The following is a 24,512-nucleotide window of genomic DNA, read 5'->3' as shown; positions in this document are numbered from 1 at the left end:
TTTGAGGGCGCAAGTAGCACGGTACCACCTCTTTTTACTGTTCGCAAACAGCAACTCTAATCGTCCAACAACGATCGTACTCTGTAACGGGAGTTCCCGTCGTTCCCTACTATGGTTCAAGAACGCTCCAATAAGTCCATTCACTAGGGAAAAAATGTTTCTTCTCATCAGCCGAAACTTTCTGTGATTTTTTCTATCCTAGCTACTTCTCTTAAAGACGATTTTTTTGATTTTCTAAAAAAATCCTGTCGTAACCAATGTTTTGTTCCTTTCGAACAAAAAAAGCCCTCAAACCAAATAAACTTGGTTTGAGGGCGGTTAATCCACGGTGCCACCTCAATGGTATGCCAAACAAGGCATTTCTCATTCAGTCGTCCAACAACGACCTTACTCTGTATCGGGAGTTCCCGGAAGCTCCTACTAGGTTTCAAAGCTTCGTCCAAAAGTCCATTCGCATAATTCATCCCTACTGATTCGCAGCACCATCAGCTCTCTGAAAAGGCTCATTTATGTTATTTCTCTTTTGTATGACTCTTATTTTTTTGAATATTACCCGTTTTTTTTCAACATGTCAACATTTTTTGGTAAAAAAATCGATTTATCTGAATTTCTTTGACTGTTCGTAAGGAAGATAAATTGCTAAAATAGAGACATTGGAGGCGAAATCGATGAAAAATAATCTTTTTAAATTAATTATTTGGTTACGCCATTTTTTAACAGGTTCATTTTACAATCATAAAAGCATTTGGCAAGCCTTTCCTGAGTTTTTCAATGCAGCTACTGAATCAAGTTTTCCCGTTCCAGGATTAAAAAAGGCGAGCTCTTTGAACTTAAGAAATGAAAAAGAACATTGCACATCGATGACACCGCAAGGCTTAACTTTGACAGAGGATTATTTGTTAATCTCTGCCTATTGTCACACACATCAGCATCATTCTATTATTTACGTCTTGGATCGTATTACCGGGGTCAGAATCAAAACGGTCATTCTTCCTGATTCACCACATGCTGGCGGCTTAGCCTATGACCCGTTTCATCGAAAAATCTGGATTAGTAATACTGCGGAAAAACACGCAGCGATTGCGGCAATCCGTCTTTCGGATATTGAAAAATATACAAAAGACCCAATAATGGTTGCTTATCAGCAAAAAATCGCTTTAAAAGAGTTACCTCGCGCTTCCGCTTTGACATACGATCAGGGCTATCTATATGTTGCTCTTTTTTCTTTAAATGAGCCCGGAAAATTCTGCTGTTACCCAATCAATGAAAATGGTGATCTGAAAAGAGACGAGGGCGATTCGTTGGTGAAGTCCCCTTTTGACACCTTGACGATTCCGCAAAAAATTCAAGGAGTGAGTATATACAAAAATTTGTTATTGCTGTCTCAATCTTGGGGAAAACAACCAGGAAAAATCTTTGTTTTCGATATTGAGAATACAATTGATTTTTCTAATTCTGAAGAAGCAATAAAAATTATCGAAACACCACCCTACTTAGAACAGATTTATGTTAAAGGCGGTCAGCTTTTTGCTCTATTCGAAAGTGGCGCTGCGGCTTACAATAAAAAAACTCCTTATGTGATGAAAGATGTATTACAAGTAGATTTGATGAAGCTGTTAGAGAAAACGTCTAAATAAACCGTTTCAAATAGGATAGGATGGCTAGTTCGCAAAAAAGTCCTCAAACCCATACGTGGTGGGCTACCCGTCAATAGGACAATGAAATAATGAATGATTTTTAGAACTACTCTTTCATCTTTCGAGAGTAGTTTTTTTTTAAAGCAATAACTACCGTGCTACCACTTGGTTGGCATGCTTTTCAAATACAAAACGAAAATTGTTTTGCGTTTGAAAAGCATGAGTGATTAGGCTGCTTCATAATATAAATGATGATATTCCATAGGCGTCAATACATGCAATTTTCGTTGATACCGTCCATTGTTGTAATAGTCCATATAATTCTCGATCATTGTGACTAACTCTGTACGACTCGTAAATTTCTTGCCGTAATACTTTTCTCGTTTAATCATTCCCCAAAAACCTTCCATCGGACCATTATCGATACATTTTCCAACACGAGACATGCTTTGGGTCATTCCAGCTTCATTGATTCTTTTATAAAAGTTCTGATGCGTGTATTGGAATCCACGATCACTATGAAAGAGTGGGTGCGCCTCTGGTTCTGCTTCGATTGCTTGATCGAAGGTATCAAAGGCAATATTCAAGTCATTGGTATCGCTAATGACATAAGAAACAATTCGACGATCATAGAGATCTAAGATGGCACTTAAATACACTTTATGGATTTCTGGTCCTTCATAATACTTAAATTCTGTCACATCAGTCAGCCATTTTTGATTCGGTGCTTCGGCAGTAAACTTACGATCCAAGATGTTTTCAGCAGTGTGGTACGGTTGATCTGCTCGTTTTGTAATACTGTTGGCAGAATGCTTGATGGTTGACTGAATCCCTTCATGTCGACAGATACGCAACACGCGTTTATCATTGACATGGATATCGTGTTCTCGATATAGGATATTGTTAATACTGCGGTAACCGGTTTCGGGAAGCGCATCATGGATGGTTCGTATGACTTTGGCTAACGCCATATTTTCTAACGCTCGTTCACTATACGGATGCTTGATCCAATGAAGATACGCAGAACGAGTGACGTTCATGATTTTGCACATTGGAAGAATCGCATAGCCTTTTTCTTCGTGAAGCTGTTTAATGGCTTCGTAAGCGACTATTTTTCTGACCTGTCCTAGCGATCCCTCCTTTCTAATTCCTTTACTTTTTTTAATAGATCAATTTCCATCTGTTGGTATTTTACTTGTTCTTCAAGTTGAGCGATTCTGATTTGTGCTTCTTCTTCTGGCGTCCGACTTTCTTGTTTGGCTTTTCTTTGTCCGCGACGATCTTCTAAACCAGCTTTGCCGTTTTCTTCATACCGCTTTACCCAATTGTAGAGATTGGTATATTTCACTTGGTATTTGACAGCAGTTCCACTGTAATCATAGTTGTTGGCAATGCAATAGAGGACCATTTCTACACGTTCTTCTAAACTGAATTTTTTTGTTTGACTCACTTTACTTCCACCACTTTCTGATTTGAAGTCTCCATGAGTAGTATATCTCTTAATCCAGTCTCGAAGTTGTGTTCTATTTCTTAAGCCATATCTTTTAGCGACTGTTCTTAAACCATCTGTACCATTCAGATAATCAAGTACAGCTTCAAGTTTCAATTCTTTGGAGTAGCACTTATTCCTTTTGGTAGGGAGTAATCCAGTAGGTCCTTCATTTTCATAAAGAGCGCACCAGTTCAAAATAGTAGTCTGGTCAACACCAACTTCTTTACTTGCTTGCCTTAATCCAACTTCTCTATTAAGAACCTTTTCTACAACACCAACTCGTTCTTCAACACTAAGCTTCATTTTTCTTTTACCCATAATAAATACCCCTAACTAGGACTTCATTATTTCTTTGTCCTAGTTAAGGGTAGCGTATCAACGTGTTTGAGGACTTTTTTATTTCACAGTTCCTACATAATGATGGCCATCTGGTGCAGCCGGCGCACCCTTACTGTTTACAAATTCAAATGGCTTTCCGCTATGCTCAGTCGCAACTGCCAAATGACAAAGGGCGATACCAATGTCTAATTCCGTCAGCTTGTACATCATTCCAGGAAGTCCGTTGATTTTTTTCTTTCGATAAACATAAATGGCTCCATTATTTGCGATGAAATACCACGGTTGTCCGTTCAAACCAGAAGGTGCTAAACGTGCAGCTTCGATTCTCGAATCCTTCCCCTCGGATATCTCTTTCAGAACCTTTCGATCAAAATCCTTCACTGTTCTACTACTTGGTTCAGCCGGTTCACCGAAAGCCAGTCCGATAATATAATCTTCATCTGGTTCCGCTGGTTTCATCATTCCAACCCAACGAGATGCATAACCTTTAGAAAATAGGAATAGATCGACATGCTGAAAAAGAAAGCCAGCACAGGTATCTCTTAAAGGCTGTTCCTTGCCATAAATCAAAAGATAGTGCGGCGCTTTTGGCGTTCCAATTCCTTTAACGCCTTCAGGACCGACAAGCTTATAAGTGATCTCAGCATTAGGCAAAAGTGGTTGGACTGTTTCGATAAAGTCCTTTATTTCTGTGAGTGTATTATCGGAGAGCGGCGCCATATGAAAGTTACGAGTTGACTTTCGAGTAAAAATACTTGAATACAAATCCATACAATAAACCTCCTAAACTAGAATACTTAATTTAACTATAGGTGCATCAGCTACCAATCGCAAGAAAAAACGTCAGGGATTGCTCCCTAACGTTTTTTAGTCAACATATTTTGAATCGGTTTTATTCAGCCACGCATAACCTAGTCCCATCACCAATCCACCACCAATGAAGTTTCCAATCAAGGTGAAGAACAAGTTATGAGCGACATTTCCTGCGGTCATTTCAGCGATCGTGCCATGAGAAGCAAAATACGCTAAAGAAAAAGCTGGGAAGTTAGCGATAACGTGCTCAAAGCCTAAGAAGGCAAAAATAAAGATGATAAAAATAATCGCCATTACTTTTGCTGCATCGTCCTTCATCCGTAAGCTGACTAGCACAGCAGTATTTACAACGATATTAGCAAACATTCCCTCAACTAGAATTTGACTTGTTGATTTTGTCAGCTTCGAAGCGATTCCAGTAAACATATAATTATCTGCTTCTAGGTGACCAAACGGTGCAGTCAAGGATAGTAAATATCCGCACAATACTCCGCCAATCAGATTGAATAAAATACAGGTGAATAATAACTTGATGGCAAATGATACCGACATTTTCTTTTTATAGACACCGATTGTAGTATATAACATATTTGAAGTTCCTAATTCTGCATTCATGAATAAGATCATGACTAGCGACCAACTAAACATAAACGCATAAGCCATTTTTTCCAAGCCGGGAATTGCTTCCTGCATGCGAATGGCGATATAAAAAGCAATAGCTGTTCCTAACGCTAAAAATAAACAAGCGAACATTGAACGTACTGCATAACGAGGCAAACTCGAATTAAACAAATCAATTTTTTTACTGATCGAATACTCCAGCTGAGACATTAAACCTGAATTGGTTTTCACATGCTTTTCGCTTTCAGTCACAGGTGTTTCCTCAATTTCCATAAATAAATCCGATTTCATAGGGTTCCTTCCTTCTTGGCAAAAGCCATAATGTACAGGTATCATACAAGATTTCCATACTATTTTCAATGAAAACTTGTAAAAAAATGAAATATTGAGAAAAATTGCACAAGTTATTTAATTTTTCGACCAAAAATCGTATGATTAAAGTAACAGATTGGGAGGGAAATGGATGGTTAAACAAATTTTGAAGGCAGAAGTAGAATCTTTAGGCGGTCTACAGCTGAAATGTACAGCTCGTGGCTTTGAATTCATTATTGATGAACCAGAAAATGTTGGCGGCACTAATGAAGCGATGAATCCGCTTGAGGCGCTACTCTGTTCCTTAGGCGCTTGTAAAATGATGGTGGTTCGTTTCTTTTATCAAGCGAAACAGTTTAAGCTGAATTCAATGCGTGTAGAAATCTTAGGAGAGATTGACTCTGATCGGCTAAAGGGAAAACCAGATGTAAAGGTAGGTTTTTCAAAAATCATCACGAATTATTACATTGACGCTGATAATACTGATGAAGAAATCAGAGATTTAGTGGCCTTTATTGAGCGGACCTGCCCTGTTAAAGACACCATCGTCAATGCCCCAGAGATGGAGCTGCATATCAATCCATAGAAAAGGGGCTGTGACAAAAGTCTTGTCACAGCCTCTTTAACCTTTTAGCAGTCCATCTTCATTTCAAATTGATCACAAAAATGATTAAAACCTAACTCCTCCATTTTTTTGATCCACAATTGATCGGTAAAATTAATATTATGCAGGTGAATGTTGCGATAACGTCCACTCAAATTAACCATCAACTCGCCCAACTCTGAAAGTTTCCCCTCACGTCTGCCCCACTGCTTTACATGGCCATTATCCCTTTGGTAAATAATAAAGGCATTGCATTCTTTCTCAGTGCCAGTATACATAATCTGATAATCATCTGAAAAAGCCTGTAGAATCTCTGTTCGATTTTCAAAAGAAGGGGCATCATGTCTCAGAGGTTCTAATGACTCTAGCGGAAACTCAGTGATAGGTAAATCTTGAAAATCCTCAGTTCCCTTCATTGATTCTTTTGCATTTCCCCGAAAACAAGCATACTCTTTAATAATCTCCAAGCCCATTTTACGATACGTTGCAACTGCCGGTTTATTGTTTTGAATCACTTCCAGACCATAATAAGCAAAGTCATGCTGTTTCAATATTTCCATACAAAAGTCCATCATCTGAGAATACAATCCTTTGCGACGATGCGCTGGAACAACACCAGTTGCAGCATCAAAAGCAACCTTTTCCCCATTGTATTCGCCAACTGCATTCAACAAAACGGCCACTAACTCATCCTCAAAAAAAGCCCCGCAGGACAAATCATACCGAACATTTTCACTCTGAAAACGATGATAGAGGGCTTCATCGCCTAGTTCCATTTTCACATAATAATCAGAAAATGCCTCCCGCATACAGACAGCGATTCGGGAAAACTCAACCTCTGATAAATCCTTGATTTCATACATCTTATTACCCCTTTCTTGATCATTCGATTAAATCCAGCATATCATGGAACCGTTTTATATAAATTTAAATGAGGAGTTTCTTAGCATGAGAAAAAGCTGCCTCACAAAGCGAGACAGCTTTTCATAATTAGAATCAAACAGCTTCTTTTTCAGATATTTTTGCTGGACTACTACCTTTTTTAGAAGCAAATGAAAGGATAATCCCTAACGCGATCGAACTAAATGCCGCCACGACAACTCGAATATTCTCTGGTAGTAAAAATACGATCGTGTGGACTGGAATCCAGAAACAAATGCCAACTTTCAGCCAATTGAAAGTTACAAAAGCTGTCCAATCAATTTTGCCAATCAATCTCTTCAAACTCACTGGTTCTTTAGCGGCTGCTGTTTCAATCCATAGCTCCATAATTCGATGAAAAGTATTCATCGCTGGTGCAAAGGTAAGATTCATAATACTGCTTCCAAAAAAAGCTTGTGCCAGTGAAACACCAGCAAAAGGCAGCAGTTTTCCAGCCTGTGCTAAACCAGCACCTCCCATGAATACTGGAAAAACTAGCGTCACCATACAACCAATAATCCCCCATACAACTGCTCGCAGAGGAACTTGAGCTGAAAACTGATAGTCACCAGAAGCAATCCGCTTTCCAAAGAGATCACCCATCGTCGCCAAAATCGCAAATTGAATGAAGCCTCCAATATAAGGGTGGGCAGAGCTTGCTGCCAAGATAGAATCTCTAGTAGCAGGGATAACAAAAAGCATTAACAAACCTGCCAGCAAAAGCCCCCAAACAATGTCCCCTCTTTTCATTTGATTTCCTCCAATCATTTAGGCGGCTGATAATCTTTATCCATCACAACGACTGCTTTAATGACTTCTCCGCTGATAGAATCTGCTTCGGCTTGATTGATGTTTTCAAAATCATAGTATTTGATAAATTGATCAAATGGAAACTCCCCGCGCTTGTAGAACTCGATTAAGTTTGGCAAATGATATTTTGCGATAGTATCGCCAATCAAAACACCGCGAACTTTTTTGTTTCCAAAAACTAAATCAAAGAAGGTGTTTACTTCGAATTTTTTCTGAGTCACTGCTAACGGTACGAAGGTTCCTGAATTGCTTACTGAATGAAGGGCCTTCGTCATGACAGGTCCAACACCGGTCGAATCAATCACATAATCCAAGCCCTGACCATCCGTTAGATCCATAATGAATTTCTCTGGATCGTCTTCTTTGCTGTTAAAAATGTGACTGGCGCCTAACTCCTTCGCTTTTTCTAGACGTTGATCGTTGATATCAATCGCAACGATCGGATAGCAGCCGGCGATCGTTGCGGCCATAACTGCGGAAAAGCCAACCGCACCAGTGCCAAAAACAGCAATCCCTTCGCCTACTTTTGGCTGCAAGACACTCAAGACCGCACCACTTCCTGTACCAAGACCGCAGCCTAATGGACCAAGCAGACGTAAGTCAACATCCTTATCCACTTTTACAACATTTGATTCTTCCGTCAAACTATACGTAGAAAAGGAAGATTGATTAAAGAAATTGTTGACCTCCGTACCATCTTCGGTGTGCAGAATAAATTCTCCCCGCGGATTCTTTCCAAGGTTGTTAACTGTAAACCATTTCTCACAAGAAGACGGATGACCTTCGACACAATGTTTACATTCACCGCAATAAGCGTAAGATAAAATCACATGATCCCCCGGCGCCACGGAAGTCACCGCGCTGCCGACTTTTTCAACGATCCCGGCGCCCTCATGACCCAAAACGTTTGGGAAATTGATACTGTTCCCATTTCTTTCACCATAATCTGAACGACACAATCCAGAGGCGACAATTTTCACCAATACATCCTTTGAACCTACTTCTGCTAACTCCAATTCCGTAATTTCGTATGGCGCCCCTTTTTCCTTTACTAATGCCGCTTTGATTTTCATTCGTGTTGCCCCTTTCTTATTAAAAAAATAATTGTTTAGTTAATTTTTTTCTAGTTTAGTCTGTTGGATCAACAAACTTCTTCAGCTCTTCTTCTCCTAGTACAACGCGCTCTGCGCCTTTAGATAAAGCGATCATTTCATGCTCACCTGGTACTGCTATAATTGGCGCAATAAAACCGACTCTTTTTTTTAATTCCGTTACGACGACCTTTGAATAAGCCACCCCACCGGTCAAAGCAATCCGATCAACCGCACCATTGGTGACAGTCGCTAAACTCCCAATACCTTTTGCAATCTGATAAATATAGCCATCATAAACGATTTTCAGTTCTTCATCTCCAGCCAGAATACGTTCTTCAATTTCTATTGCATTGCTGGTTCCAGCATATGATTTCAACCCGCCTTCTCGTTTATAAAGTCGCAGCATTTCTTTTAAGCTATGCTCATAGCACAGCGGCATTAAATATTTCAACGGTAAACCACCCGTACGCTCCGTTGAGAATGGCCCTTCATCATCAGAGATTAAATCAATCATTTTGCCGTTATGATGAATACTGATTGTATTTCCGCCTCCTAAATGAGCGACGATCAATGTTGAATGGTGATAATCAAACCCTTCCTCACGTGCTACTTTCATAGCCACTGCCCGCATGTTCAATGCGTGACCAATACTTTTTCGTTCTATCCCGTTTAAGCCGGAGATACGAGCTACTTCTTCAAACTCATCTACTGATACTGGATCGTAAATCAGCGCGATGGTTTTTTCACTGCCCTGCTCTTTAATTTCATAGGCCAAAATCGCCCCCAAATTTGAGGGATGTTCAATTTGTGTGACGTTCTTCAAATAATTGATCATGTCGTCATTTACTTCGTAGGCACCGGATGAAACAGGGGGAAGACTTCCTCCTCGACCAGCTACAGCGTCTAATTCCTTAGGATCGATTCCCTCTTTTTTCATGAATGCCAGTAAAATATCCCGGCGAAATTCCATTTGATCTACGACATTTTGAAATTTCCGCAATTCTTCTGTTGAATGCGAGATTCCTTGTTCTTTGACAATCTCTCCATCCACATAATAAGAAACCTTGGTTGATGTCGATCCAGGATTAATTGCTAAAATTTTCATCTGCTTCACCTCTTGCTGCAATACATCGCGACTAAAATCGAATAGACTTTTTCTTCTTCTGTTGATCCGCGTGACACCATCACAATTGGTACGCTGGCACCCATGATCAACCCAGCCATTTTCGCCCCGGCTAAGATCGTTAAGCTTTTGCCTAAGACATTCATGGTAGTGATATCAGGACCTACTACGATGTCCACATCACCTGCGACAGGACTTTCGTAGTGTTTGATTTTGGCTACTTCCTTACTTAACGAAAGATCTAACGAGATTGGGCCATCTATCCAACAACTATCGGGCTCCTGCCGCTGAAGCTCCTGCATAATCTCTTCTGCCTCTAAGCTAGAAGCAATTTTCGGATTGACCTTTTCCGCCGCGGCTAGCAATCCGACTTTTGGTTTAACAACACCAATCTTATTCATCACTTCGATCCCATGTTGAATCAGAATTTTTTTGTCTTCCTTACTAGGCGCAGTTACCATTCCGCCGTCTGTTGTCAGCAGTAGTTTATGATAGGTGGGGATCTCATTTAGAGCTACATGACTCAACAACTTGCTAGTGGCAATTCCCTTTTCACGATCAACTACCGCCTTCAAAAATGTCCTTGTTTGAATGTGCCCCTTCATCAGAAAATCGATTTCATTATTTTTGACCATCTTCACACCAATCGCTGCACACTCTTCTTCCGTTTCCGCGGAGATAATTTGTGCTGAAAAATCATGCTTCGCTAAAATGGTCCTGATCTTGGCCTCATTACCAATCAAGATCGGTTCGAGATACTCTTTGACCTTTTCATTAAAAACCGACTGGATTGTAACTTCATCATTGGCACAAACTACCCCGATCCTAATCCTTTGATTACTAGTAAAATTTGCGAGTAATTCTTCAAATTTTCGCATGAACATCACCTAATCCCAAGGTTTTCCGTCGTGTTTTGGCGTGATCGGCATCGCGATTCGCGAAATATTAATCAAATGTGTATAAGTTAAGTTCTCAGAAATTATATTGTTTCCCCATGACCCACAGCCAAGTGAAACAGTTGGATTCAGACCGTTTGCTGGAGATCCACCAGCATCAATCGTCGGTTGGTTAACCACTAAGCGACTGACTGGCAATACTTCTCCTGCGTAAAGTTGATGTTCTTTGCTATGGCTGAATAGGCCCGCTGAATGTCCGGAGCCTTCTAATAAAAGATTTTCCTGTGCGAAAGCCACTCCTTCTTCAAAGTCATCGTAACTTTTCAACGCTAGTACCGGCGCCATTTTTTCCTTACAGAACAATTCTTCGCTGCCAACTGCATCGACTTTCACTGCGATAATCTGACTACCTTCAGGAATTTCGATGCCTGCCGCTTTAGCAATCACGAGCGGATCTTGCCCAATCATTGCTGGATTGGCTTTACCATCAATGAATAAAGTATTACGCAGTTTCGTCAAATCCGCTTTCTCAGTAAAGACAGCCGCTTGTTTTTCACGTAATGCATCAAGAACTTCGGCTTCTTTTTCTTGCGGATAAATTAAGCTTTGCTGACAAGCACAAACAATCCCGTTATCAAAGGAACGACCAATAACTGAAAGTTCCGCGGCTACTTCCACATCAAAATCACGATCCAAAATCGCCTGCACATTTCCTGGTCCTACACCATAAGCAGGATGCCCACTGGAATAAGCTGATTTCACTAAGCCAGGACCACCTGTTGCAACAATCAAATCAACTGATTTCATTAATTCTTGCGATAATTCGATACTTGGCTCTTCGATCACCTGTAGTAAATCTCTAGGTGCTCCCACACTAACAAGTGCTTCCCGCATCAATTCAATAGTTTCTTTCGTGGTCTTTTTCGAACGAGGGTGTGGCGATACGATCATGGCATTTTTTCCTTTTAGCGCCATCAAGCCGTTGCCTAAAGGGGTAATTGTTGGATTGGTTGTTGGCGTTACCGAACCAATTACGCCTCTCGGGTGCGCGATCTCTATTAAACCTTCTTCAGGAATTTCTCGAATCACCCCAACAGAAGCCTTATTTTTTAAACTAGCAAAAATATTCGTTGCCATTCCCTGATTTTTCCCGATTTTATGATCCAATCGTCCCAATCCTGTTTCTTCAATCGCTAACTTCGCTAATGGTTCCGCTTGTTCAAAAACTGCTTTTGAAATTGCATGAAGCATCTTATCTACCTCTGCTTGATTGTATCCATCAATTTCCTCCATTGCGACACGTGCTCTTTGTACCATTTCCTCGATTGCCATTTCCTTAAGCCCCTTTCATTTTTACATACACGAGTGTATGTTTCTTACAGTCTCAATATACACAGGGTATGAAAGCGCTGTCAAATTCGTGAAAAAAAGAACTTGCTTGCAAAATGCTGCTGCAAACAAGTTCCCCTTTTTTTTAAGCGTTTTTAAAAATAATCGAAATACTGCGTCTAATGGCTTCAGACGTGTAATTTTTTGTAACTTCATCAGGAGTTCCTGAACCATACATTCCTTCGAAATAATTATAAAGCATACTGGAAACAGCCATCGCATCCCTCTCCTCGAAGCCTTCCTTTTTTAATCCAGTTAGAAAGAAGTTATACAATCGAGCTCGCGTTTCACGAAAAGTTTCAAGCAATTTGGTGAATTCTGGATAGACCTCTAATGTCTTTAAAGATTGCTGCATAAACTTGAAGCCCATCTGGTTTTGTGACGGAACTACCAATATTTGCACGACTTTCTCTTGAAAGCTCATCTCTTCATCTAACATAATCTCTCGTTTTTCAGACTTGATTTTTTCAATTGTCATTAAGACAACTTCACCAAAAATTTCTGATTTATTTTTAAAATGCCAATATGCAGCACCACGACTAACATTCGCATCCTTTGATATTTTATCCAAAGAAGCATTTTCAAAGCCAACCTCATAAAAATTTTGAAACGCGGTTTCCAGTAATCGCTGCTTCGTTAATAAACTGTCTTGCTTCCGTTTCATTGTCATCTCTCCTGTTTTAAAAAAACAAAAATTGACTTATTTAGCCCTATTTTTAATTTTTTTCAGTTGATTAATTAATTTCACGAAATCTTACGTCTTGTGAAATTTCTCTTTATTCATTTAAAAAGAATACGATTACATTCTCACATAAGTTAAGCATTTTTAAAAGAAAAAAACTACCAAGTTTTTCACTTGGCAGTCTCTTATTTGCAAAATTATTTCATTGGTGGGATAACCGCCAGCAAGCCATTACTTAAAGTAACATAGATCGATGAAGCAGTAGGAATGGTTTCTGTTTGACTCTTCTTCATCGGTAATGCTGTTGCAGCCAGTGCAATCAAGCTCTCGCCACGGAAAAGATTAACAAAATGTTTCGTTGACATCACCTGCGGAATCCGCGGACTATTAACAATGCTAGCAATTAATTTTGATTGAATCTGATCATTCACATCAAATTTTGCTTTCGTTACTGTACTTTCTGGCCCAGTTGTTTTTTCTTTGGTTTCTTTAGCGTGATCAAATTCAGTTAAATCATATGCTTTGATGATTGCATTTAGTTTCTCTGCATATTGTTTATCTGTTGCATAGCGTCCTTGTAGATGCTCAGTCGCATCTTTATAAGATTCTGTTTGATCTTTCCAAGTTGCTTTGTAGAAATCAGTATTCCCTGAAATTCCTTTTTTGATCAGTTTCGCATAATCTTCCAGTGATTCTTTATAGGAAGGATACTTTCTAAATTCAGAAGTAATTTGGAAGCTTGCTCCATCTTTATCCTGTTCCAATGTTTGGAATGTCACACCTTGATCCTTGAACTTCCCTTTAATTCCAAATAAATTATAGTTTGGTTCGCTGGCCAAAGAACTATTACCAGAACCACTTTCCAAAATCGCTTGAGCAATCATAACAGATGAATAAATGCCGTTCTTTTGTCCAATTTCTCGAGACGTTTCCCCGATTTTCTTGATAAACTGATCGGTTGTTTGATTTTTATTAAAAATGAATGGCTGATTCGTACTATATTGACCAAACGCATTGGATAAAGAGCCTGTTGCTTTCGGTAAGCCTGCAACATTTACTCGAAGGGCAAAGGTTGGTGCAAAATCAGCGATACTGCCGATTTTTACAACATCACCAGGTTGTGGTGCATGGATATATTGTCCATTACCGATATAGATTGCAACATGAGTCGTCACGCTTGTTGGCGCTCCCCAAAATAGCAAGTCACCAGGTTGTGCTTCACTAACGGGAATTTGCGTTCCTGCGTATTGCTGATCGCCTGTCCAACCACCGATATTATGACCAGTAGCATTGGCATAGACAACATAAGCAAGTCCTGAACAGTCAAAAGCATTCGGGCCTTTAGCACCCCAAACATATGGCTTTCCAAGATGACGATAAGCTTCCTGAACGATTGCCGTTTGAACCTCATTACTGAAAGTTGGCGCGTTCTGATTTGAAGGTATACGAACATCGGCTGTTGCTGCTTCTGGTTGACGTGCAGCTTGTTGCTCTTGATTTGTCACTGATGAATTTCCAGCAGAATTAGTTGTACTTGATGAATTATTTGCTGGTTTATCCTTACTTCCATTATTTGTATTCCCTGCGTTGCCACTTGGTTTTTCTGTTGGTTTTGGCGTTGGTGACGGTTTTTCTTCTGACTTCACAGGAGTCACCTCAAACTGAATGGATACATCTGAGTCCGGCATTGCGAACTGACCATTAATAGTTCCACTCGTTAAAACAGCCGCTTGAGACGTTGTGTTTATAATCTTTACTTCTTTTAATGTATATCCTTTAGCTAATGACACAACGTAATGAACGGTCGTATTGGCAACTAGTCCTTCAGTCGACGCATATTGGAAACTAATTTGGTTTCCTTTTGCGTCAGCAAATGTATTGTTTGCGATTGGATTTCCATTTGCTAATAAACTATATTGTTTCGCTGGTTCAGGAGTAGGATCGGTCGGATCAGGATCTGGCACTTCAGAACTTTCCGTACCCCCTGTACTTGAACTTTCTGTCGTTTGTTGACTTGATGAAGTCGCAGCTGAGTTGCTGACAACAGTACTACTTTCTTCAGCGAAAGCTTGTTGTGAAGCCAATAGAGTTGGTCCGAAGAGACTGCCCAGCGCTAATAGACTTACAATTTTATTGTACTTCATCCCTATACCTCATTTCTAATATAAATATATTTTCACATATAATTAATTTCCTTAATTACTTACTATAATATCATTAATTTAGAGACCTGTCTAAAGACTAGGTCAGAGTTCATAAAATCTTCAATATTATCAAAAATCAGAAAAAAATATTCTCTTCTTTACGTGTTTATTTATTCATAAAGCTTGTTAAAGCAGTCATGTATATCCACAAAACGTACAAATCACATATTTTACCATAAACAATAATTAGTCCTCAAAATGGAGTCCCAATCAGCATTAAATTATTTTTTTAATGAAATTCCAAAAAAATGTTTGTTCTAAAAAATTATAAAATAATTGTTTTATTAATATAATATACGTTAAAACACACAAAAATCTTGGATCATCGATAAAAAAATGATAACCCAAGATTTTTCTATCATTATTTATATCTCTAGCAGTTCCAGAACAAAGGTCTTCACTCGCAAACATATTCTATGCAATAGGATTTATTAGAGATACTAACAGCCTCATAGAATATGTCAAACAGACTTTCCCTACCTATACTTAAATCACTTAATATAAAAGCATCCATGTGTTCCTATAAAAAAGAACCCAGCAGCACAAGCCGGTTAGGTCCTTCTTCTAATTAAACATTAGCCTTTTCTTTATCTTTAATAATTTTCTGCATTAATTTCGAAATCGAACGTTCGTGGAAATGAGTCATTCGTACACTTTCGCCGCTTTCTGTCCGCCAAATTTTATTTTCATAAAATCCAACACTATCACGTTTTCCGTCCATCAGTTCTTTGGCATAATTAAGGACTAGACGAATTGCTTCACGGGTGGGTTCGTCACTTTGGAAGTAACCTGGGTAGCTCCGTAAATATTCATCAAGATCACTATTTCTTGAAGCTTTCCAGTCTTCAATGAAATCTTCCAGTGCTGTGACTACATTGCTTGTTTGAATCTTCCATAATGTTATGTCTACTTGATTCTCCATACTCATACCTCCCATTTTTGAATCCTCTTACATAAATAATTATAAAGTGTTTACATTTTAATTAGCTGAGATATCTACAAAAATTTTATTAAAAAACTTCGAAAATAGACTAATAATAAAAGTAAACCTCAAATGTTTAGGGTTTACTTTTAATGTTTGCCGATGGATTTGGCTTCTTTCTGTCACTTTTTTCGGTTATACTAGTAATAATTGATTGATAAGGATGAGTGTTATGCTAAATTTTTTTATAAATAAAATTACAAGTCGTTGGAAGGGAAATAAAAGAACCAGTGTTGGGATCTTAGGAGGAATTTTAGGTTTAATCTCGAATCTTCTTCTCTTCCTCGCTAAATTCTTTATCGGTTCACTCTCTGGCAGCGTCTCGATCATGGCTGATGCAATGAATAATCTTTCAGACACGGCTTCTTCGGTTATCACCCTCGCCGGTTTCAAAATTGCTGGAAAACCAGCGGATGAAGATCACCCTTATGGTCATGAACGGTTTGAATATATCAGTGGATTTGTCATTTCGATTTTAGTCACTTATGTTGGGATTCGTTTTTTAGACAGTTCTTTTATCAAAATACTACATCCTAGTAGTGTTTTACTCTCTCCCATCGTTTACATCGTTTTGATATTATCTATCCTAATGAAATTTTGGCAGTCCTTTATGTATCGAAGATTGGGAAATGAGATTAATTCTGATACGTTGAAGGCAACTGCTCAAGATAGTATTAACGATGTTTACACTACGATCGCTGTGTTGATTTCCGCAATTATCGAATGGTTCAGTGGCTGGCGTATCGATGGGTATATCGGATTCTTGATCGCCTTGTATATCATTTACTCAGGGGTCAAAATGATTATGGGCTTCATTAATGATTTAATGGGCGTTCGGCCACGTGATGAAGAAGTCTTAGCAATTCGTAAACATTTGGATAATTATCCAGATATTATTGGCTACCATGACCTGCTGATTCATAGCTATGGGCCAAATAGTGTTTTTGCTTCTGTTCATATTGAGGTTAATCAAGATTGGAGTTTGCCTCATGCTCATGAAGTAATAGATGCGATCGAATACGATGTAAAACAAAACTTGGGGGTTGATTTAGTTTGCCACCTTGATCCCTATCCGATTGATGATCCTGATTTTAAGCGGATAGCTCCGGAACTAAAAAGAATTTTAAAGGATATTCATCAGCATTTGCGTTTTCACGATCTCCGCGTTGATAAGACGACTACTCCAGAAACTATTTATTTTGATTTAGTCGTTCCTGAAGATCTAAAGAAAGTCACAAATTCACAGCTACAGGATCAGATCAGCGAACGTTTTGTCAGTCAAAGCGAACCTGCAAAGCTAAGTATCACTTTTGATCGAACCTATCTACTGTAAGCAAAGAAGCATTGGTCAAATGACCAATGCTTTTCTTAACTTTTCCGTTCAACAAGTTGATAGTAGCTTCGTGCGGTTAAGCGATAAACGACAAAATACAGGATGGCAAAGATTATTGTTACGATTACACAAACAAGCAGAAACAGTTTCCAATTCACCAATCCAAATAGCACCAACAACTTTTTGATTAAAGGAAATGCAAATCCCAGATGGATCACAGCCACGACTAATGGGAAAGAAAATACCATCATCACTTGACTGCGAATGACTTTTCTAACCTCATGATGGCTCATTCCGACCTTTTGTAGAATTTCAAAGCGTTCTCGATCATCTATCCCCTCAGAGATTTGTTTGTAGTAGATAATCAAGGCAGTTGCTAAGATAAAGGTTGCTCCGAAGATGATGCCTAAAAAGAAGAAACCGCCGGTAAAGACTTTGTTTTCAGACACAAAGGTATACTTATCATCAAACCTAAACTGAGCATCTCCCAACTGCTGGTTCAGTTGACTACGCAATGTTTGTGCGAAATCGATTTGCTTCTCTTTTTCTTTTAAATCAGTGTTGAACATAAAGTTGTACTCAGGATAGTTTTCTGCGGCATCCGCTTTTTTCGGAAACCAGTTTGTCAAACACTGTTCTAGGACTGACTGATTAGCTAAAACAACTACAAAAGAATCTGTTAGCTCGATCTGTTGATTGATTCCGGGAAATTTATCGATCCGTTTTTTGATTTTAAACTTCTGATTCTCAATCTTCAGCTGATCCTCATCGATATCACCGCTAACTGGATAGAAATAAATTTCGTCATCCTTCAAATTTACGGATGCCTTTGTATGTTTTTCATACTCTTGAGCAGTCATAAAGTTTATTAAAGCAACTGTTGCTGATTTTGAGCTGTAATAATCATCCTCACTTGTCAGCTGATAGTTGCCATTTTTGGGTTGAAACATGATGCTTCTGGTTGAAGTCAGGTAAACTTGCTTCGTAATTGGCGCCTGTTTCTCTGCACTCACCGTTTCAATCGCAGTTTTCACTTTCTCTGGTTGCTGGAACGTTGAAATCATCACGTCACGTGGATAGCGTGTATTCTCAACGTCCTTTTGACCAAAGAACAGACTGCCAGTGGTCGCCGCGGTTACTAAAACCATTGTTGAAAGAATACAAATACTGGCTAAGCCTGCTGCATTTTGTTTCATTCGATGCATCATACTTGAGATTGAAATAAAATGATTCGTCTTATAATAGAATCGTTCATTCCTTTTAAGCAGCTTCAGTAGAGCAATACTTCCGGCGATAAATAAGCAATAAGTCCCAAGGATTACCAAAATAATTGCCACGAAAAACAACGTCAAGGCATTCAACGGAGAATCGATCGTAATGGCGATCCCGTAGCCGCTTCCTAAAAGAACCAGACCCAAAATAGCGATGATCCAACGTGCTTTTGGTTCCTGTTCCCCCTTCTTACTTCCGTGCAGGAGCGAAATAGGATTGGTTCTTTTGATTTGCCAGCAATTAATAAGCAGCAGTAAAAAGAAAATTCCTAAAAACAACATTGAAACAAAACCTAAGCTCTCAGGAAAAAGCTGAAAAACAAACTGGTTTCCAACGCCAATCAGTCGATGCAATATCAGGAAAGCTAGCCTTGATAAAACAACTCCCGTAATCAACCCCGTGATAATCACGAGTAAAAAGCTGAGAAAATTTTCCCAAATCATTAACTGATACAGTTCGCGTTTTCCTAAACCAAGAATATTGTAGAGACCTAATTCTTTTTTTCGCTGCTTAAGCAAAAAGCTATTCGTATAAAAAGAAAAGATCACGGTAAAAATCATAATGACGATGTGCCCTAAACCAAACATCGCACTGGCAGAACCACCACCAGGCAGCGTGCGCATTCCTTCGTTATTTACAATTACCTGTGTCATCGTATTGATAGCGACTAAAAACAACATTGAAATTAGAAATGGTAAATACCCACGATGGTTTTTCTTTAAATTAGTAGAGGCTAATTTTAAATAAAACATTTTTTAAGCCTCCTTCGATAACAAGGCTGTCAAGGTCTCATTGATTGTTTCAAGAAACTCGTAATTGTCCTTGTTGCCACGATAGAGTTGATGATAGACCTGTCCATCCTTGATAAAAAGGACGCGTTTAGCATGGCTGGCCGCAATTGAACTGTGTGTCACCATTAAGATCGTCTGACCATTGAAATTCAAACGTTGGAAAATCTGCAACAACTGTTCAGAGGTTTTGGAATCCAGAGCTCCTGTTGGCTCATCCGCCAGCAATAAATCTGGATTCGTAATAATCGCTCTTGCTACTGCAACCCGCTGCTTTTGCCCCCCTGATAGCTCATAAGGATACTTTTCTAATAATTTCTCAATGCCTAATGCTTTTACTACCGGTTTAAGTTCTCCCATTAACTGCTTGACTGGAGTACGAGATAAAACCAGCGGCAGTAAAATATTGTCCTTAACCGAAAACGTGTCTAATAAATTAAAATCTTGAAAAACAAAGCCTAAATGATCCCGTCGAAAAGCTGCCGCATTTTTTTCCTTAATAGTATTCAAATCCATTCCATCTAATAGAATCGTTCCTGAAGATGGCTTATCCAAGGTTGCGATCAAGTTCAGCAAGGTGCTCTTACCAGACCCTGACTCGCCCATGATTGCCACGTAATCGCCCTTTTCAACGGACAGATCAATACTTCTCAATGCTTCAACAGGCATCCCCTTGAACTGGGTTTGGTAGATTTTTTTGATATTCTCCACTTTTAAAAGTTCATTCATTGTGAAATCCTCCTAGTTCATTTTTTGTAGTTTCGCTAACGAATTGTAACTGGCTAGCTCTCTACTACATCATAGAATCTTGCCTGTAAAAACACTACTTACGAAAATAAATCCAAACTTACAATCATGAAAGTTTGGATTTATTCAAATGCTGCAATCTCCTCAGGGAAAACGATGATGACCTTCGTCCCCTTTTTGACCTGAGATTCAATATACAATTGACAACCTAATTTATTGGCGGCCTGTTGACTGAGATATAGGCCTAATCCACTGGCTCTTTGCTGCTCGCGGCCATTCATTCCGGTGTAGCCCTTCTCAAAAACTCGAGGCAGATCCTCCGCTCGAATCCCCAGCCCAGTGTCTTGAATCGTTAACTGATTCTTTTCAAAGGATATGCTGATCGTGCCATTTTCCGTGTATTTGATTGCGTTAAAAATGATCTGCTCAAGGATAAAGATCAACCATTTCTGATCTGAATACACTGTGCCAGTTAAATTTTCGAGTTCGAGACTTAGATTCTTTTGAGAGAAAAAAGTGGCGTATTTCTTTACAACGGTTTTAATGACCTTGTCGATTGCAAATTGCTGAAAGACCAAATCTGTTTGCTCTAGATTTTGCCGCATATAATTTAGAATCATCTGCAGATATTCATTAATTTTAAACAGTTCATTTTTCATGGTACGGGGGTCTAACTGACCAGATTGGATCAGAAGATCTAATGCTGCTACGGGCGTCTTAATCTGATGCAGCCATAAACCGAAGTCATCTAACATTTCTTTCTGACTCTGCTGCAAAGCTTCTTGTTGCTGATTTTTGGCATCTAAAACTAAGTGCAACGCATCCTGATAGGTTTTCTCAGATAACGTCTCAGCTTTAGGAAAGAAGATTAAACTATTTAATTGTAAATCCTTTGTCGCTAAAAGCTCCAATTGCTTTTGTTTGCGAAAATAGCGATAAAAAGAAACAAAAGAATACACAAGCAGTACAAAAATCGTAAATAGAAACCCATCCCAAAAAGGCATAAGACTAAGTTCATAAAGATAAAAAGTTAGAAAAATCAGTCCCCAAAAAACAAGGTACATCCCGTAAATAATTCGCCTTTCAAATAGAAAATTGAGTAGTAGTTTCATTATTTATCCTCAATCAAATAGCCTTTGTTTTTAACCGTTTGAATCAAACTGTCAATGCCAAAGTCCTTCAATTTTTTACGTAAACGTGTCAAGTTGACTGCTAAAGTATTGTTATCGATAAAATCATCGCTTTGCCACAGTGTCTCAATAATTTGTTCTCTTGGCACGATCTGCCCTCTTGTAGCAAATAGAACACTTAAGATGCGTGATTCATTTGGAGTCAACGGTAGATGATCATTCACAGATTGAATCTGATTGATTGCCGGAACGAATTGATACTCTCCAAAGGAATAGCTTAATTGCTGACCATATTTATAACTGCGGCGCAGCAGCGCTTGAATCTTCGCTAACAGAATCGTTAGTTCAAAGGGTTTCTCGATGAATTCATCTGCTCCCATGTTTAAGGCCATGACCTGATTCATCTGATCTTTGGCAGAAGAAAGAAAAATAATCGGCACCTCTGAAACCTTACGAATTTCCTGACACCAATAGAAGCCATTAAAATACGGCAAGGAGATATCTAGGATCACCAAGTCAGGTTGGGTTGTTTGATACTCCTCGAAAACATGTTGAAAGTCTTTTGCTATTTCACAATCCAGCCCCCACTGAGTTAAATGCTGTTGAATTACAGAAACAATCGTTGCGTCGTCTTCTACAAGAAAAATTTTATTAGTCATTACAGTTCCTTCTACTTTTTCTTTTTATTATACTAGAAATTTGCAGAATTTCGGAATCTTTTCTGATATCTCTTTATAAGAATTACAATTAGCTCTTATATTGTCTTTCCACTGAACAAAATGACCGTAGACACCCTCTATAAAAATAAGGTGTCGACGGTCTAGTATTTCTGATTAGAATGCGCGATAAACATATTGATTTTTTGGCGCACTCACGATTTGAGCATTATTAACTGAGACAGATGGTATCTGGCGATCGAAGGGCTCGAAGAAATCCAAGGTAATTGTCCCTTCCACATGCAGCCATTGATTGTTTTTTACAGTAAAATTAGCTGGCAGCTTAGTCATTAAACCGAATACACCAGAATCAGCGACACAATGAATAATTCCGAAACGGAAAAGAAAATCGTATTTCTGATTGTTCTTGTTTGCCTCATAAACAAAGCCATTAAATGAAATGGTTTTTCCAACAAAGGAATTAGGATAATTGTAGATTAGTTCCATCACTTCTAAATAATTCTCATCCGTGATTTCCAATTTTTGATCCGTTTCATATTTTTTCATAAGCTGAGTCATTTGTTCGTTGTAGTCGCTCTTATTGTAATAAATACTTGTATCAGGCTTTAAATATTGGGTATTCATTTCAGGATCTCCTACCGATTCTTTACTCACTGGGAAACTGAAGCCCTTTGCTTCAACAATTGTCGTATCTAGACTAATCGTTGGAAATAGCGTCCCGACTATTAGTGGTAAAGTCAGCAGCAGATAAGCAATCACTCGCTGATAGGATTTGGTCAAGCCGTGATCATGCCCGTGATGGTGCGTATGATCGTCGCTTTTCTCACCACCGGCCCAGATTTTCAACTGAACTAAAGCAAGTATTAGCGATAGTGCCATTGTCAGAAAGATGAGATAGCGATAATGGACATTAATATATTGATCCAATCTGCCAGAAACCTGCAAATACATCATTAATTCAAAATAGCCCGATAAAATCAAAAAACGTATCATTCATCTTCCTCCTTCTATATCACTAGCGCGTAAATCGTTACAACCACACTGATCAATGCGATCAGCTGTAGGATAAATTTCCCGTGAAAACTTCGCTTCATCATCATCAAATTCTTGATATCAACCATCGGACCAAAGACCAAGAAGGCAACGATCGTATTCGTACCAAACAAGCTTAATAAAGATGACCCCACGAAAGCATCCGCTTCTGAACAAAGTGACATGGTAAAGGCCAAGATCAACATCACTAGGATTCCGATGATTTTTGAAGAAGTCAGCTGGAGCATGAATTGTGTCGGAAGAAAGACCTGCATTCCGCTGGCAATCAAGGTACCAATTATTAAATAACGTCCAGTGTCGAAAAATTCATCAATTCCGTGAACAAGCACAGACCAAATGTTGTTTTTTAAGCTTTTTCTTATTTCTTCTTCAACATGATGATCGGAATGCCCATGTAATTCAGCTTTTAAGATTGGAGAACGATTAAAATAGGCAATCCATGAGCCTATAATCAGCGCCACGATAAAACTCCCTAAAGCTCTTAACAATGCAAATTTCATACTATTGCCAAAAGCAATATAGGTTGAAAATAGAACGATCGGGTTAATGATTGGTGCAGTTACCATAAAAGCAAATGCCGTGTGTTCCGGTACGCCCTTTCGCATGAACTGTGTAATAATCGGTACGATACCGCATTCACATGACGGAAAAAAGAAGCCCAGAAAAGAACCGACAAGAATTGCTAGAAATTTATTTTTAGGCAGAATTTTTTGCACACGCTCAGGAGTTAAAAAGACCTGTAATGCACCAGAAATTAGGCATCCTAATAGAACAAAAGGAATCGCCTCAATGACGATTGATAGAAAAATCGTGCCCATTTGCAAAACCGAATGTGGTAGAAAATTAAACATGTGACTCCTCCAAATTTTTTACTGTTCTAAGATATACTCTTTTTCGGTAAAAGACACAAGATTTTTTCAATTCACAAATTTTTTTTTACACTTTTTTTAGTTTTTAACTATTAAACACAAAAAAAGCCCACTCATAAGAGCGGGCAATCATCAACTATTTTACAGCGTCTTTTAATTGTTTACCGGCTTTAAAAGCTGGTGATTTGCTTGCTGCAATGGTAATTTCTTCACCTGTTTGAGGGTTGCGACCTTTACGAGCTGCACGTTCACGTACTTCGAAGTTACCGAAGCCGATTACTTGAACCTTTTCGCCATCTTTTAATGAAGTTTGAATTCCGTCAAACAAAGCATCTACAGCTGCTGTTGCGTCCTTTTTAGTTAATCCTGTTTTCTCTGCTACTTGTTCAACTAAACTTTGTTTATTGATCATAATGTATAGCCTCCACTATCTTTTTTAATGTATTCCAAAGATAATTCTATTCGTTCTTGCGGGGAAAGGCAACACTTAACACTCCTTTTTCTATTTTTCTCTTTTTTTAGATTTTTTATTTTTTTGTTTAACGGAAATTAAAAAATAAAAAAATTATTCAAATTTTTTTAAAATAATTTGTACTTTTCCTTATTAAATTGGTATTCTAAATTATAATATTTTATATTGATAATTAGTTAAATAACAAATATAACAAATAAATAAGGCTCCCCCGCTTGTTTTATCAGCTTTTTAAGATTATATTAAATAAAA

At 38.6% G+C, this 24,512-nt stretch carries 23 protein-coding genes and 2 other annotated features; of the genes, 3 read left to right on the top strand and 20 right to left on the bottom strand.

Going from position 1 to position 24,512, the window contains the following annotated elements; genetic code table 11:
• Positions 1 to 227: a binding site (T-box leader), on the bottom strand.
• An 80-nt stretch (positions 228 to 307) separates the two neighbouring features.
• Positions 308 to 538: a binding site (T-box leader), on the bottom strand.
• A 130-nt stretch (positions 539 to 668) separates the two neighbouring features.
• Positions 669 to 1,637: a YncE family protein gene (locus KQI58_RS03850; RefSeq protein WP_216406609.1), complete on the top strand. Its 969-nt coding sequence runs from the start codon at positions 669 to 671 to the stop codon at positions 1,635 to 1,637.
• 227 nt (positions 1,638 to 1,864) lie between these two features.
• Here KQI58_RS03850 and KQI58_RS03845 read toward each other — a convergent pair whose 3' ends face one another.
• The 4 genes from KQI58_RS03845 to KQI58_RS03830 all read right to left on the bottom strand — a co-directional run bounded on the left by KQI58_RS03845 (position 1,865) and on the right by KQI58_RS03830 (position 5,193).
• Complete coding sequence (locus KQI58_RS03845; RefSeq protein ID WP_367397915.1) at positions 1,865 to 2,731, bottom strand: IS3 family transposase; 867 nt, start codon at positions 2,729 to 2,731, stop codon at positions 1,865 to 1,867.
• Positions 2,732 to 2,763: 32 nt separating this feature from the next.
• Positions 2,764 to 3,447, bottom strand: a complete 684-nt coding sequence (locus tag KQI58_RS03840; protein WP_216406607.1) for a helix-turn-helix domain-containing protein — start codon at positions 3,445 to 3,447, stop codon at positions 2,764 to 2,766.
• Between the two features lie 78 nt (positions 3,448 to 3,525).
• Positions 3,526 to 4,239: a nitroreductase family protein gene (locus KQI58_RS03835; RefSeq protein ID WP_216406605.1), complete on the bottom strand. Its 714-nt coding sequence runs from the start codon at positions 4,237 to 4,239 to the stop codon at positions 3,526 to 3,528.
• Between the two features lie 96 nt (positions 4,240 to 4,335).
• On the bottom strand, positions 4,336 to 5,193 hold the full coding sequence (locus KQI58_RS03830) for a formate/nitrite transporter family protein (RefSeq protein WP_216406604.1): 858 nt from the start codon (positions 5,191 to 5,193) through the stop codon (positions 4,336 to 4,338).
• 172 nt (positions 5,194 to 5,365) lie between these two features.
• Here KQI58_RS03830 and KQI58_RS03825 point away from each other — a divergent pair, with 172 nt between their 5' ends.
• Positions 5,366 to 5,800, top strand: coding sequence for an OsmC family protein (locus KQI58_RS03825; protein ID WP_216406602.1), 435 nt, complete (start codon positions 5,366 to 5,368; stop codon positions 5,798 to 5,800).
• A 44-nt stretch (positions 5,801 to 5,844) separates the two neighbouring features.
• On the opposite strand, the gene KQI58_RS03820 is transcribed toward KQI58_RS03825, so the two are convergent.
• From KQI58_RS03820 to KQI58_RS03780, 9 genes are all read right to left on the bottom strand, one after another.
• Positions 5,845 to 6,681, bottom strand: coding sequence for a GNAT family N-acetyltransferase (locus KQI58_RS03820; RefSeq protein WP_216406600.1), 837 nt, complete (start codon positions 6,679 to 6,681; stop codon positions 5,845 to 5,847).
• 133 nt (positions 6,682 to 6,814) lie between these two features.
• A complete protein-coding gene (locus KQI58_RS03815) occupies positions 6,815 to 7,489 on the bottom strand; it encodes an Mpv17/PMP22 family protein (RefSeq protein WP_216406598.1) in 675 nt (224 codons plus the stop codon).
• 14 nt (positions 7,490 to 7,503) lie between these two features.
• Complete coding sequence (locus KQI58_RS03810; RefSeq protein ID WP_216406596.1) at positions 7,504 to 8,622, bottom strand: NAD(P)-dependent alcohol dehydrogenase; 1,119 nt, start codon at positions 8,620 to 8,622, stop codon at positions 7,504 to 7,506.
• Positions 8,623 to 8,677: 55 nt separating this feature from the next.
• Positions 8,678 to 9,748, bottom strand: a complete 1,071-nt coding sequence (buk, locus tag KQI58_RS03805; protein ID WP_216406594.1) for a butyrate kinase — start codon at positions 9,746 to 9,748, stop codon at positions 8,678 to 8,680.
• Between the two features lie 5 nt (positions 9,749 to 9,753).
• A complete protein-coding gene (locus tag KQI58_RS03800) occupies positions 9,754 to 10,644 on the bottom strand; it encodes a phosphate acyltransferase (protein ID WP_216406592.1) in 891 nt (296 codons plus the stop codon).
• A 9-nt stretch (positions 10,645 to 10,653) separates the two neighbouring features.
• On the bottom strand, positions 10,654 to 11,994 hold the full coding sequence (locus tag KQI58_RS03795) for an aldehyde dehydrogenase family protein (protein ID WP_216406590.1): 1,341 nt from the start codon (positions 11,992 to 11,994) through the stop codon (positions 10,654 to 10,656).
• Between the two features lie 142 nt (positions 11,995 to 12,136).
• Positions 12,137 to 12,715, bottom strand: coding sequence for a TetR/AcrR family transcriptional regulator (locus KQI58_RS03790; protein WP_216406588.1), 579 nt, complete (start codon positions 12,713 to 12,715; stop codon positions 12,137 to 12,139).
• A 215-nt stretch (positions 12,716 to 12,930) separates the two neighbouring features.
• On the bottom strand, positions 12,931 to 14,877 hold the full coding sequence (locus KQI58_RS03785; RefSeq protein ID WP_216406586.1) for a glucosaminidase domain-containing protein: 1,947 nt from the start codon (positions 14,875 to 14,877) through the stop codon (positions 12,931 to 12,933).
• Between the two features lie 628 nt (positions 14,878 to 15,505).
• Positions 15,506 to 15,859: a hypothetical protein gene (locus KQI58_RS03780; RefSeq protein ID WP_216406584.1), complete on the bottom strand. Its 354-nt coding sequence runs from the start codon at positions 15,857 to 15,859 to the stop codon at positions 15,506 to 15,508.
• A 232-nt stretch (positions 15,860 to 16,091) separates the two neighbouring features.
• Here KQI58_RS03780 and KQI58_RS03775 point away from each other — a divergent pair, with 232 nt between their 5' ends.
• Positions 16,092 to 17,252 carry a cation diffusion facilitator family transporter gene (locus tag KQI58_RS03775; RefSeq protein WP_216406582.1) on the top strand — a complete coding sequence of 387 codons (1,161 nt, stop codon included), beginning with the start codon at positions 16,092 to 16,094 and terminating at the stop codon, positions 17,250 to 17,252.
• Between the two features lie 35 nt (positions 17,253 to 17,287).
• Here KQI58_RS03775 and KQI58_RS03770 read toward each other — a convergent pair whose 3' ends face one another.
• The 7 genes from KQI58_RS03770 to KQI58_RS03740 form a co-directional block, all read right to left on the bottom strand.
• Positions 17,288 to 19,276, bottom strand: coding sequence for an FtsX-like permease family protein (locus KQI58_RS03770; RefSeq protein ID WP_216406580.1), 1,989 nt, complete (start codon positions 19,274 to 19,276; stop codon positions 17,288 to 17,290).
• A 3-nt stretch (positions 19,277 to 19,279) separates the two neighbouring features.
• The gene (locus KQI58_RS03765) at positions 19,280 to 20,041 is read right to left on the bottom strand and encodes an ABC transporter ATP-binding protein (protein ID WP_216406578.1); all 762 of its coding nucleotides are present in this window, start codon (positions 20,039 to 20,041) and stop codon (positions 19,280 to 19,282) included.
• A 140-nt stretch (positions 20,042 to 20,181) separates the two neighbouring features.
• Entirely contained in the window at positions 20,182 to 21,171 is a 990-nt protein-coding gene (locus KQI58_RS03760) for a sensor histidine kinase (protein WP_216406576.1), read from the bottom strand.
• Positions 21,171 to 21,848, bottom strand: coding sequence for a response regulator transcription factor (locus tag KQI58_RS03755; protein WP_216406575.1), 678 nt, complete (start codon positions 21,846 to 21,848; stop codon positions 21,171 to 21,173). The genes KQI58_RS03760 and KQI58_RS03755 overlap by 1 nt, the downstream gene beginning before the upstream one ends.
• Before the next feature lie 174 nt (positions 21,849 to 22,022).
• On the bottom strand, positions 22,023 to 22,859 hold the full coding sequence (locus KQI58_RS03750; RefSeq protein ID WP_216406573.1) for a TIGR03943 family putative permease subunit: 837 nt from the start codon (positions 22,857 to 22,859) through the stop codon (positions 22,023 to 22,025).
• 14 nt (positions 22,860 to 22,873) lie between these two features.
• Positions 22,874 to 23,770: a permease gene (locus KQI58_RS03745; RefSeq protein WP_216406572.1), complete on the bottom strand. Its 897-nt coding sequence runs from the start codon at positions 23,768 to 23,770 to the stop codon at positions 22,874 to 22,876.
• A gap of 154 nt (positions 23,771 to 23,924) precedes the next feature.
• Positions 23,925 to 24,200, bottom strand: coding sequence for an HU family DNA-binding protein (locus tag KQI58_RS03740; RefSeq protein WP_010743624.1), 276 nt, complete (start codon positions 24,198 to 24,200; stop codon positions 23,925 to 23,927).
• Between the last annotated feature and the right edge of the window lie 312 nt (positions 24,201 to 24,512).

Source organism: Enterococcus raffinosus, from assembly GCF_018917525.1.
GTDB lineage: Bacteria > Bacillota > Bacilli > Lactobacillales > Enterococcaceae > Enterococcus_A > Enterococcus_A raffinosus_A.
This window is presented reverse-complemented; position numbering and strand designations above follow the sequence as displayed.